12 protein-coding genes are annotated in these 12,447 nt (G+C 28.5%); 2 read left to right on the top strand and 10 right to left on the bottom strand.

What is annotated here, in order from left to right; translation table 11 throughout:
- Window positions 1-3: 3 nt before the first annotated feature.
- The 3 genes from FRIFI_RS10370 to FRIFI_RS10380 form a co-directional block, all read right to left on the bottom strand.
- Entirely contained in the window at window positions 4-1,563 is a 1,560-nt protein-coding gene (locus FRIFI_RS10370) for an AbgT family transporter (RefSeq protein WP_092924639.1), read from the bottom strand.
- Between the two features lie 167 nt (window positions 1,564-1,730).
- Window positions 1,731-2,909 carry a MalY/PatB family protein gene (locus tag FRIFI_RS10375; protein WP_166505810.1) on the bottom strand — a complete coding sequence of 393 codons (1,179 nt, stop codon included), beginning with the start codon at window positions 2,907-2,909 and terminating at the stop codon, window positions 1,731-1,733.
- 21 nt (window positions 2,910-2,930) lie between these two features.
- The gene (locus FRIFI_RS10380) at window positions 2,931-4,631 is read right to left on the bottom strand and encodes an FAD-dependent oxidoreductase (RefSeq protein WP_166505811.1); all 1,701 of its coding nucleotides are present in this window, start codon (window positions 4,629-4,631) and stop codon (window positions 2,931-2,933) included.
- Window positions 4,632-4,826: 195 nt separating this feature from the next.
- Here FRIFI_RS10380 and FRIFI_RS10385 point away from each other — a divergent pair, with 195 nt between their 5' ends.
- Complete coding sequence (locus FRIFI_RS10385) at window positions 4,827-5,720, top strand: LysR family transcriptional regulator (RefSeq protein WP_166505812.1); 894 nt, start codon at window positions 4,827-4,829, stop codon at window positions 5,718-5,720.
- Window positions 5,721-5,772: 52 nt separating this feature from the next.
- On the opposite strand, the gene FRIFI_RS10390 is transcribed toward FRIFI_RS10385, so the two are convergent.
- The 5 genes from FRIFI_RS10390 to FRIFI_RS10410 all read right to left on the bottom strand — a co-directional run bounded on the left by FRIFI_RS10390 (window position 5,773) and on the right by FRIFI_RS10410 (window position 9,652).
- Window positions 5,773-6,921, bottom strand: coding sequence for a D-alanyl-D-alanine carboxypeptidase family protein (locus tag FRIFI_RS10390; RefSeq protein WP_092924631.1), 1,149 nt, complete (start codon window positions 6,919-6,921; stop codon window positions 5,773-5,775).
- Window positions 6,922-6,949: 28 nt separating this feature from the next.
- A complete protein-coding gene (locus tag FRIFI_RS10395) occupies window positions 6,950-7,141 on the bottom strand; it encodes a CD1290 family small acid-soluble spore protein (RefSeq protein ID WP_092924629.1) in 192 nt (63 codons plus the stop codon).
- Between the two features lie 110 nt (window positions 7,142-7,251).
- Window positions 7,252-7,539, bottom strand: a complete 288-nt coding sequence (locus FRIFI_RS10400) for a DUF503 domain-containing protein (RefSeq protein ID WP_166505813.1) — start codon at window positions 7,537-7,539, stop codon at window positions 7,252-7,254.
- A 47-nt stretch (window positions 7,540-7,586) separates the two neighbouring features.
- Window positions 7,587-7,922: a YlbF family regulator gene (locus FRIFI_RS10405; protein ID WP_092924625.1), complete on the bottom strand. Its 336-nt coding sequence runs from the start codon at window positions 7,920-7,922 to the stop codon at window positions 7,587-7,589.
- A gap of 56 nt (window positions 7,923-7,978) precedes the next feature.
- Complete coding sequence (locus FRIFI_RS10410) at window positions 7,979-9,652, bottom strand: ribonuclease J (RefSeq protein ID WP_092924623.1); 1,674 nt, start codon at window positions 9,650-9,652, stop codon at window positions 7,979-7,981.
- Between the two features lie 302 nt (window positions 9,653-9,954).
- Between FRIFI_RS10410 and FRIFI_RS10415 the strand changes: the two genes are divergently transcribed.
- On the top strand, window positions 9,955-10,719 hold the full coding sequence (locus FRIFI_RS10415; protein WP_166505815.1) for a metal-dependent hydrolase: 765 nt from the start codon (window positions 9,955-9,957) through the stop codon (window positions 10,717-10,719).
- Window positions 10,720-10,901: 182 nt separating this feature from the next.
- Here the strand turns inward: FRIFI_RS10415 and FRIFI_RS10420 are convergent, their stop codons facing one another.
- The gene (locus tag FRIFI_RS10420; RefSeq protein WP_092924619.1) at window positions 10,902-11,639 is read right to left on the bottom strand and encodes a flagellar motor protein MotB; all 738 of its coding nucleotides are present in this window, start codon (window positions 11,637-11,639) and stop codon (window positions 10,902-10,904) included.
- Between the two features lie 2 nt (window positions 11,640-11,641).
- Window positions 11,642-12,445 (bottom strand): motility protein A, encoded by an 804-nt coding sequence (locus FRIFI_RS10425; RefSeq protein ID WP_166505816.1) that lies wholly within the window; start codon window positions 12,443-12,445, stop codon window positions 11,642-11,644.
- Window positions 12,446-12,447 lie beyond the last annotated feature (2 nt).

The raw sequence follows: 12,447 nt of genomic DNA on the forward strand, positions 1-12,447 counted from the left end.
AAATTATGCTCCGTAAAATAATGGTGATCCTGGTCCTATTGGTAAACCAAATGTATACCAAACTATAAATAATAACGTCCATCCTATTAAAAATGCTATTGAGTATGGTAACATTGTTGTTATTAATGTACCAACCCCAGCTTTTTTCTCATACTTTTGACAAAAGGCTACTATAAGTGCAAAGAATGGCATAAGTGGTGCTATAACATTAGTACATGAATCTCCTATTCTAAATACTAATTGAGTAAGCTCTGGTGATAATCCTATTTGCATAAACATAGGAACAAATATTGGAGCCATTAAAACCCATTTAGCAGAGTCAACAGCTATTATTATATTTAAAAGAGCTGTTAAAACTATAAAGCATATTATAAGTGGTAATCCTACAAAGCCTGTATTTTCTAAGAAATGTGCTCCATTAACTGACATTATAGTTCCAAGCTTTGAATAGTCAAAGAACTTTATAAATTGTCCTGCAAAGAATACTAAAACTAAAAATCCTGCTATACTAGTTACACCTTTTATCATTAACTCTATAACATCTTTATCATTTTTTATAACCTTAGCTCCTATTCCATAGAATATTCCAGGTACCAAAAATAAACATGCCATTATAGGTATAATACTACTCATAAATGGTGAAGTTAATATTGAACCAGTTTCTGGGTCTCTAAGTACTCCATTTTGAGGAAGTACTAATAATCCTATAAATGCTATATAAACTATTAATGATAATACTCCCCACTTCATACCTCTTTTTTCAAGGTCTGTTATATCTTCAACTACTGCGTCTTCATCTGATACATATTTTCCAAGTCTTGGCTCTACTATTTTTTCTGTTACAAATGTTCCTACTGCTACTATTAAGAAAGTTGATGCTATCATAAAGTACCAGTTAGCTGTTGGTTGAACAAAGTATTCTGGATTTATCATATTTGCAGCTTCTGTTGATATACCTGCAAACATTGGGTCATTTGTACCTATAAGTAAGTTTGCACTCCATCCTCCAGATACTCCTGCAAATGCTGCTGCCATACCTGCTATTGGATGTCTTTTAAAACTCATAAATATTATTGCTCCTAATGGAACTAATACAACATATCCAGTAGATGATGCTACATTTGACATTATTCCCAAGAATATTATCATAGCTGTAACCATCTTCTTTGGTGTAACTTTTGCTACTTTTCTTAAGGCTGCTGATAAAAATCCTGTTCCTTCTGCAACTCCAACACATAGTATTATTACAAATACTGGTCCTAGTGCAAAAAAGCTAGTAAAGTTTGATACTATAGAAGTAAACATATATCTAATACCATCTGGTGATAGTAAACTTTCTGCTACAACTTGAGTTTCAACTATAGCTCCAGTTGCTTGGTCATAAGCATCATAACTTACAGAAAGACCCATACTACTTGCAATAGCTGATCCTAATATTACAACTGCTGTTAATATTATAAATATTGTCGCTGGATGAGGTAGCGAATTACCTACTCTTTCAACTGTGTCTAAAGATCTTAAAAGAAAGCTCTTTTTTGACTTTGCCTGTGCTTTAATTTCCATAATAAACCCCCGTATTATAAAATTTTATTTAAAACAATGTATAAAACCCTTTTCCTTTTGAGCAAAATTATTATTAGTTATATAAATCATTAACTCTTAGATAAATTTATTTTCAAGAGATTATAACTAAACTAGCTATAATCCCTTATTTTAAAACCTATACTCCCCTATAAGTTTTTCTTATCTACTGCTTCTTTTAATTGATTCATAGCTTTTTCTAATAACTTTCTAGAACAAGCTACATTTAATCTCATATAGCCTTCTCCACCTATTCCAAAACTTCTTCCATCATTTAATCCAAGTCTAGCTTCATTTGTAAAGAAATCAACTAATTTATCTCCCTCTAGCCCTAAATCCTTACAATCTAGCCACATTAAATATGTACAGTCTGGAGTATTTGGCTTTATTTGTGGTATATGTTCTTTACAGAAGTTATTTATAAACTCAACATTACCTTCTAAGTAAGTTAATAATTGCTCTAACCATTCTTCACCATGAGCATAAGCTGCCATATTTGCCACTACACTAAATGCATTGTTTCTTTTAGAATCCAACTTTCCTTGTACATCTTCATATATCTTTTTCATTTCTAAGTTAGGAAATACTGTAGTTGATACTTGAAGACCTGCTAAATTAAAAGTCTTTGTAGCTGACATACAAGTTATAGTATTCTTTTTAAAGTTTTCATTTATAGATGCCATTGGTATATGCTTGTTATTAAATAATATTAAGTCTGAATGTATTTCATCAGATATAACCATAACATTGTTTTCTAAACATAAATTACCAAGTTTAGTTAGTTCTTCTCTACTCCAAACTCTCCCAACTGGGTTATGAGGATTACAAACTATTAAAAACTTAGCCCCATCTTTAAGCTTCTTTTCTAAGTCTTCAAAGTCCATTTGATAATCTCCATCTACTAGCTTTAAAGGATTGTATACTAATTCTCCTCCCCAATCTTTTACAGCTGTAAAGAATTCCGAATATACTGGTGGTTGAACTATAACCTTATCACCTTCATTTAAAAACTCTCTCATAAAATGACACATCATTGGCATTACTCCTGTAGCATGTGCCATATACTTTGTATCAACATCCCAATTATTTCTCTTTAATTGCCACTCTCTTACTAATTCAAAGTATCTTTCTGGTCTTGATACATATCCAAACATCCCTTGATTAGCTCTTCCTATTATTGCATCTATTATAGGCTGTGCTGTTTTTAAATCCATATCAGCAATCCAAAGAGGTATTATATCATCTCTCCCAAATTTATTTTTAGCCTCATCATACTTTGCTGAAAAATTGTTACTACGATCCATTATTTCATCGAAATTATATATCATATTACTCCTCCAAATTGTCCCCTAATTAAAATTATATTGTGTAACTATAGGCTTTCTATTTTTAGTCTTATCATTAAAATATTCATATAAGCATATACCTAAAAAGCTTCCAGCTATATTATATACATTTTCAAATCCTAACTGCTTAAGTGCTAATACTGCATTATAACTTCTTTGTGCACTTCTACAGTGTACATATAATGTTTTATCCTTTGGTATTTCATCTAATCTATCTCTTAATTGACTTAAAGGTATGTTTTTAGCCCCTACTACATGACCTAATTCAAATTCATTTTCTTCTCTAACATCTATTATATATTCCCCATTTTCTACTAGCTCTCTAACCTTTGTAACAGGTACTTGCTTAAATGTATTGTTAAGTAAATTAGATGCTACATATCCAGCATGGTTTACTACATCCTTTGCAGTTGAAAATGTTGGTGCATAACATAACTCTAAATCTTTTAAATCTTCTACAGTTGCACCAAATTTTATAAGAGTTGCTATAACATCTATTCTTTTGTCTACACTTCCTTTACCTATAGCTTGTGCTCCTAGTATTTTTCCTGTTGGTACTTCAAATATTAATTTAAAGTGCATTGGACTTGCTCCTGGCATTAATCCAACTTTATCTGAAGGTATAACCCTTGCAACTTCATAGTCTATATTAATGTCTAATTCCTTTATCATATTTTCATTAAGACCAGTAGATGCTCCATTTAAATCAAATACTTTTATAACTGAAGAACCTATAAATCCAGTATTTCTAACTTGAATATTGTTTATATGATCTGCAACAGCTCTTGCTTGTTTTTGAGCAGGCCCTGCAAGTGGCAATCTAGTCTTTCTATGAGTTAAAGCGTTATATACTTCTATTGCATCCCCTACTGCATATATGTCTTTATCATTTGTACAGTAATTATGGTCTACCTTTATAGATCCATTTTCACCTATATCTAACCCTGCTTGTTTAGCTAACTTATTATCAGGAGTAACTCCTATAGCCATAATAACTACGTCTGACTTTATTTTTCTTCCTGAATTTAAAACAGTATGTCCATCTTCAAATGCTACTACCTTATCTTCTAATATTAAGTTAACTCCTTTATCATCTAACTCTTTATGAAGTATTTGTACCATATCATAGTCAAATGGCTTCATTATTTGCTTAGATGCTTCTATTAATGTTACATCATATCCAGCTTCTCTAAGATTTTCAGTAACTTCAACTCCTATAAATCCTCCACCTATTACAGTTACTTTATTTTCATATGACTTATTAGCAAAATATTTTAATTTTGCTATATCAACAACATTTCTAACTGTAAATACATTTATATTTTCAATTCCAGGTATATTAGGTACTATTGGATTTGCACCAGGAGATAATATTAACTTATCGTAACTTTCTTCATACTCTTTATTATTTATTAAATCTTTAACTTTAATTTTTTTATTTGTTCTATCTATATCTATAACTTCATTATTTATTCTTGTATCTATTCTATATTGATTAAAGAACTTATCTGGTTGCATAAGAACTAAAGACTCTGCATCCTCTATAACTTCACTTAAGTGATATGGTAAACAGCAATTTGAGAAAGATACATGTGGCCCTTTTTCAAACATTATTATTTTATCATTTTCATTAAGTCTTCTAAGCCTAGCAGCAGCTGAAGCTCCACCTGCAACTCCACCTACTATTAAAATTTTCCTACTCAATTTCTTCACCTCTTTGAAATATTTTTTATAATATTAATTACTCGTTAATTTTATATCAAACCTATATTTAAATATTAACATAGTTTTTATATCATTTTATATAAGTATTTGTTATATATGATAACGTTTTGTTATATAATGTATTTATTGTAAGAATTAATTATCATTATTTGAAAAACTTTTAGGAGAGTGTTTATGAATCTTATACATTTACGTTCGTTTTACAATACTGTTAAATTTAAAAGTATATCTAAAGCTGCTAAGATGCTTCACTTAAGTCAGCCTGGTCTTAGTATGCAAATCCAAAGTCTTGAAAATACTCTTGGAGTATGTCTATTAAATAGAGGACGTCGAGGCGTTGAACTTACTGAAGAAGGTAAGATAGTTTATGATTATGCAGATGCTATATTAGCACTTGAAGATAATATACATCTTTCTTTAAAAAAACTTGAAGAAAGAAATACTGATTTAAATATAGGTTCATGTAGGAGTATGGGGGACTATGCCCTTCCTTGTACTTTATATACTTTTAAACAAATATACAGTGATATAAATATATCCATGCATATAGATAGTACTTTTTCAATTATAAAAAAAATACAAGATATGACCCTAAACTTAGGAATAATTCAAGAATCATCTGTTCCTAATGACTTAGAATGTGTATCTATACTTTCTGATGAACTTGTTTTAGTTGCAAGTCCAGATTCTACTTATAATAAAATATCTATAGATGATATTTATAATATACCAATAGTAATGAGAGAAGATTCATCTGCTACTAGGCTTAATTTAGAGAATATACTTAGAAAAAATGGTTTAGATGTTGATAAACTAAATATAATATTTTCATTTAATTCCCCTGAAGCAATAAAACAATCTGTAGTTTCTGGTAGAGGACTTTCTTTTGTTCCTAAAATTACAATTAGACAAGAACTTAGAAATCAAACTCTAAAAAAAGTTGATGTAAAAGAATTAGATACTAAATTTAATTATTATATATCTTATAGAAAAAATCATAAATTTAGTAAATCAGAAGAAATTTTTATGAAATTTATAACATCTAAATCTAGATGTTTTTGTTATTAGTAAAAATAGGTGCCTTATTCTAACTATAAAAGTTGTTTAAGGCACCTATTTTTTAAAACATGTTTTCTATAACCCTTTGTAGCATTTTCATATATCCAGCTTTATTTATATCTTTATTATTTACTAAGTCCACTTTCCCTATAGACTTTTTATTTTGATATATTTCCATCTGTCCAAGTACACTTCCCTTTTTGATAGGAAGTTTTAGGTTTTCATTTAACTTAACTTTTCTTTCAAAGTTTTTATTTCCACCCTTTTTGATTAAAAGGCTTAAATCATCTTTTGCAACTAATTCTATATTTTCATCTTCAGCTTTATCTATCTTTATGTTTGCTATTTTATCATCTTTTGTACAAAGATTAACACTTTCATAATTTGCAAATCCATAGTTTAGTAAGTTAGAAGAATCTTTAAATCTTTCTGGTGAAGTTTCTGCACCTAATGTTACTGCTATTAAATGAGTATTTCCTCTTTTAGCTGATGCAGATAAACAATATTTTGCTTGTTGTGTAAATCCTGTTTTAACACCTGTTGTACCTTGATAGTGTTTTACCATCTTATTAGTATTAGCAAGTCCTACTTCTACCTTTTTCTTTCCTACTACAACCTTGTCCATCCAAGTTGTAAGGTACTTACTTATAGCTTCATGCTTTAATAACTCTCTAGACATTAAAGCTATATCATAAGCAGTAGTGTAGTGATTATCAACTGGAAGACCATTAGTGTTTACAAAGTTAGTATCCTTCATACCTAATTCTTTAGCCTTTTTATTCATCATATCTACAAAGCCTTCTACACTTCCTCCAATATGTTCTCCCATAGCTACACAAGCATCATTTGCTGATGCTACTGCTATACCTTTTATTAACGTATCTACATCTTGTACTTCTCCAGCTTCTAAAAATATCTGACTTCCACCCATACTAGATGCATTTTCACTTATTTGCACTTCATCTGTTAATTTTAGCTTACCACTTTCTAGTGCTTCCATACATAAAAGCATAGTCATTACTTTTGTTACACTAGCTGGTGGCAACTTTTCATGTGCTTGTTTTTCATATAAAACTTTTCCGCTACCTACATCCATAAGTACTGCGGATTTTGAGGATACATTTATGTTTCCCGTATCATTTGCAAAACTTGTATTAATAGGTATAATAGCCATTATAAATGCAACTAATATACTAGCTAGCTTTTTCATATTATACACCTCTTATGCTTAAGTTATATTAATTTTGATTATTTAATTTGTTAGAAAAATAAGTCTTATGTTCTTCTACTCTTTTTAAATGATTAGCTAAAACTTCATTTACATGTGCATTTTCTATTATTTCAAATGCATCATCATAAGTCATCCCATAATCAGCTGCAACTTCCATTTTTAGTTGCTTTAGAGCTTTTTTTGCATTTTGCTTGCTCATATTTTTACCTCCTATTAGTAAATTTCTATATGTTTTTATCTTTTACTAATATAAGGTATTTATGATTGTTATTTTTTGTAATAAAAAAAGGACTTAACTTTAAGTCCTTTTTAGTAATTTATTATTTCTTCTTCTATTTCAAATATTAATGCATCAGTATTATCTTCTATAAAGTTTATTATTTTTTCTTTTATTGAATCACACATACTAAATTCTAAACTTATACTACATATTCCTATTGATATTATCTGATGAACATCTTGATTATCTACTTCTATAATAGATACATTAAAATTATTTTGTAGTTTTTTTATTATACTTTTTACTATCATTCTTTTTTCCTTAAGGGAATGAACCCAATTTGCTCTTAAACTTATTTTTAAGACTAGTATCTTCATATATTATTTTCTCCTTAGTGAGTCTATGAAATTTATTAATAGTATTTCTATTTATAATCCTTTTCAACACTTTTAGCAAGTATTTTATTTATATCATCCATCATAGATTTAAATTTTTGCTCACTATTTAAGTAGTTATATAATTTTTTATTATTAGATACCTTTTTTCCTACAGATTCTAATTTCATAATGACTTTTTTATCTACCTCTTGGTTTCTTAGTACATATCCTTGTGCTTTAATTTGAATATCTTGATATTCCTTTAAAAGTTTTTCACAAGATTTATCTTTTTTTACTTCATTCATATTTTTTCTAAAGTCTTTATATTCCTTACTATTTCTTATTTCATTTGCTAATTTCATAGCGCTATCTTTTACTGACATAGTTTCCCCCCATAAAAAAAGATTGAATATAATAAATTATATTCAATCTTTTCTAATTATACCTCCATTATTATAGGAAGTATCATAGGATTTCTCTTTGTTCTTTGGTATAAATATTCTTTTAAGTTTTCTTTTATACTATTTTTTAAATAAGCCCACTCTTTAATATTTTTATCTTCGCAGTCTCTTAATACATCTTTTATAACATTTTTAGCTCCATCCATTAAATCTTCAGATTCTCTTACATATACAAATCCTCTAGATATTATGTCTGGTCCTGCTAATACTCTTCCTTCTTCTTTAGATATAGTAACTACAACTATCATAAGTCCATCTTCTGATAAATGCTTTCTATCTCTTAAAACAATGTTTCCTACATCTCCCACACCTAATCCATCAACTAATACATTTCCTGTTTGTATAGTTCCTGTTACCTTAGCTGAATTTCTATCTATTTCTAAAACATCTCCTGTTTTATTTACAAATATATTTTGACTAGGCATACCTAATTCTTCTGCTAGTTCCGCATGCTTTTTAAGCATCCTATACTCACCATGTGCTGGCATGAAAAACTTAGGTCTAGCTAATCTATGGATTAACTTTAATTCTTCTTGCTTAGCATGTCCTGATACGTGTATGTCTACTTCATCATAGACAACTTCTGCCCCTTTTTCAAATAAGCAGTTTATTACTTTAGATATTAATTTCTCGTTTCCTGGTATTGGATGAGCTGATATTATTATAAAATCTCCATTTCTTATTTCCACTTTCTTATGATCAGAACTTGCCATTCTAGCAAGAGCTGACATTGGCTCTCCTTGAGAACCTGTAGTTATTATAACTACTTCACTATCTTCATATCTGTGAAGATCGTTTAGATCTATTAGCATATTTTCAGGTACGTCTAAATATCCTAATTCACTAGCAACGCCTACTACATTTACCATAGATCTTCCTGAAACTGCAACTTTTCTTCCAAATCTTTCTGCTGCATTTATTATTTGTTGCAATCTGTGTATATTAGATGCAAATGTTGCAACTATTATTCTATTATTTTCAGCTTTTCTAAATAAATCATATAATCCTAATCCTACTGTCTTTTCAGATAATGTAGATCCTGGTCTTTCAGCATTAGTACTATCAGCTAACATTAAAAGTATACCTTTTTTACTTAGCTCACATATTCTATGCATATCCATTACATCCCCATCAATAGGTGTTAAGTCTATTTTAAAGTCACCTGTATGATATATTATTCCTTGATCTGTATGAACAGCTATAGAACAAGCATCCGGTATACTGTGATTATTTCTTATGAATTCAACATCCATATGATCTAACTTTATTATTTGTCTTGGTGTAGTAACGTTTAACTTAACGTTATTTAACTTATGTTCCTTTAACTTAACTTGTATAAGACCTATGCTTAACTTAGAACCGTACACAGGTACATTAATTTTTTTAAGTATATAAGGAAGCGCTCCTATGTGGTCTTCATGTCCATGTGTGATGAATATACCCTTTATTTTATCTCTGTTTTTGATTAAATAAGTTATATCTGGTATAACTATATCTACCCCTAACATATCATCATCTGGAAAACTTAACCCCGCATCTATAACAATTATTTCATCTTTGTATTCGATAACTGTCATGTTTTTGCCGACTTCGTTAAGACCGCCTAGTGCCATTACTTTTATCTTATTGGCGCTTTTTTTGAACAACTGCATCATCTCCTCTATGTCTATTCAGTTTTTATTAAAATTTCAACACGTTCTAAAATTTTAAATAATATCGATTCACGCACTCTTTACCAGTTATTATCATTGTACCATAATTTCATCAATAAATTAAGTAGTATTTGAAATACATTTATTGTATTATTTTGACAAAGTCAAATTATTCTGATATTCTCAAACTATAAAATAAAATATTATTATATACTTAAATATGCATTTTATTTAGGTATTGATTAAATAAAATTTAGCGATAAATATACATTATATTTATCTAAATTATAATGGGAGGTTTTATGAGGGGTAAAACTCATTGTACTATAGGTGTTTTAAGTGTTATTCAAGCCTCATTATTATTTAATATACCAATATCTATTTTTAATATCATATTATCTGCATTTTTCTCTATTCTACCAGATTTAGATGAATCAAATTCAATAGTATCTGAAATGTTTTTAAAAAAGAATACTTCTAAGTTTATTTTAAAAATCACAATATATTTGATAAATGTATTTATATTTTTTATATCACTTAAAATAAATGATAACTTTTTTTTAAGCTCATTAATAACATTTATATCTATTTTTATAATAGAGTCAAAGCTTAATCATACTTTCTTAAGAAAAGTATTTATATCATTAATATTTATACTTCTCGGATTTTGTCTTTATTTAGTTAATATTAAAATATACTTTTCTATATTTTGCTTTATGCTTGCCACATTTCCTTGGCTAAAACATAGAAGTTTTTCTCACAGTATATTTGCAATAATTATAGTATATTTTTTATTAAAACAAATCGAGCTAATAACTAATATATTAAATTTATCATTTTTTGGAACTATAAGTTATGCTAGTCATATATTTTTAGGAGATTTATTTACAAGATCAGGTATTCCTCTTTTATATCCTATTAGTGATAAAAAGTTTTCTCTAGGATTTTTTAAAGTAGGTGGCTTTTTAAATAACGCTATAGAAATAATATTTATTATGATTTTAACTACATTGGTAGTTTTCACTATAATAAATAAGTTTAATTTATTAAATTTATCAATATTATAATAGTATTTATTAAAAAATACTTAAAATATTAAAGCTTAGTTGTATATAAAAAAGATATTAACACAATTTGTGCTAATATCTTTTTTAATTCTAAATTATAGCTACTATAAATATTCAGTAACTACACTAGTAATATTTAAATTAATAATTTTATGTAAATTGTTAATTAGAGCATATATGTTTTATTTTTTGTTATTCTCAACTTCATTAAACTTAGAATTTAATATTAATATATCCACTCTTCTATTTTTAGCCTTACCTTCTACTGTATTATTATCAGATTTTGGTCTATATTCTGAATAACCTATTGCTGATATTTTTTGAGGATTTATTCCACCATTATTTATTAAAATCTGCGCTACGTTACTAGCCCTCATTACTGATAAATCCCAGTTAGATTTAAATATTTCATTGTGCATAGGCACATTATCTGTATAACCTTCAACTCTTATATAACTATCCTTTACTAAGGATTTATTTATAATCTCACTTATTTTAACAAGTTTATTAACTTGATCTGGTTTTACGTCTGCTTTACCACTATTAAAGAATAATGAATCATTAAAGCTAACAACTAATCCTCTTTTTTCTATTGTTGTATTAACACTACCTGAAAGATTATTTTCTTTTAGATACTTATCTAACTTTTCTTTTACTTTCTCTAACTTTTCATTTTCACTTAGGCCATTTCCAGTTTCTCCACCCATATTGCTTCCAGTATCTGCTATAGCTGTTCCATCACCCATAGCCTCATTTAAAGCAGTTGTAAGTTTTTCATATTTCCCTTTATTTATACTACTCATTGCATACATTATAATGAAAAATATCATTAATAATGTTATAAAGTCTGCATAGGAAAGCAACCAACGTTCATGGTTTTCATGCTCTTCTTCTTCTTCAAATCTATTTCTTTTTTGCATGATTAACCCTCCAATTCAACGTGTTCTAAATATCTTTCTTCTAACTTAGCTTGATCCTTTTTATCTAAAAAACCTTTAAGAGTTTCTATAAATATTGTTGAGCTTACTTCTTGTTGAATTAATGTTATACCTTCCATTATAATTTCTTTTTCTAATTGTTCATTTTTTCCTAAATTTTTAAGTCTAGTTCCAATTGGAAGGAATATTAAGTTGGCACTTCCAAGTCCATAAAGAGTTGCTAAGAATGCAGCCGATATACTACCTCCTAGTGCATTCATATCTGCACTTGCTAGTCCTCCAAGAACGTGTATAAGACCTAAAACTGTACCAACGATACCCATAGTTGGTGCTGTTCCTCCAGCAGAGTCAAATATAGCTGCACCAACCTTATGTCTTTTAAAACTCATTGATGCTTCAATTTCTAACATATTTCTAAGCTCTTCAGGGTGAACCCCATCAATAGCTGATAAAAGTGCCTTTTTCATAAAAGGATCCATTTTTTCTTCTTCGTCTACTTCAGCTTCAATACTTAAAAAACCTTCTTTTTTTACTTTGTCTAATACATGATTAAGATATGCTATTACTTCTACTAAGTCTGCTGATTTTCTAGTAAAAGCAACTTTTAAAATTCTACCTATATTTTTTAATTGTTTAGGAGTAAATGATGTACCTAAGGAACCAATTGTTCCTCCAAATACTATTACAAGAGGCGTCCAAGAAACAAGAGCACTAGCATGCCCTCCTTCACCCATGAAACCTAGTAATAAAAATCCAAAACCTAAAAATAATGATATTAAACCAGTCATAA

The organism is Romboutsia hominis (genome assembly GCF_900002575.1).
Taxonomy (GTDB): Bacteria; Bacillota; Clostridia; order Peptostreptococcales; family Peptostreptococcaceae; genus Romboutsia_C; species Romboutsia_C hominis.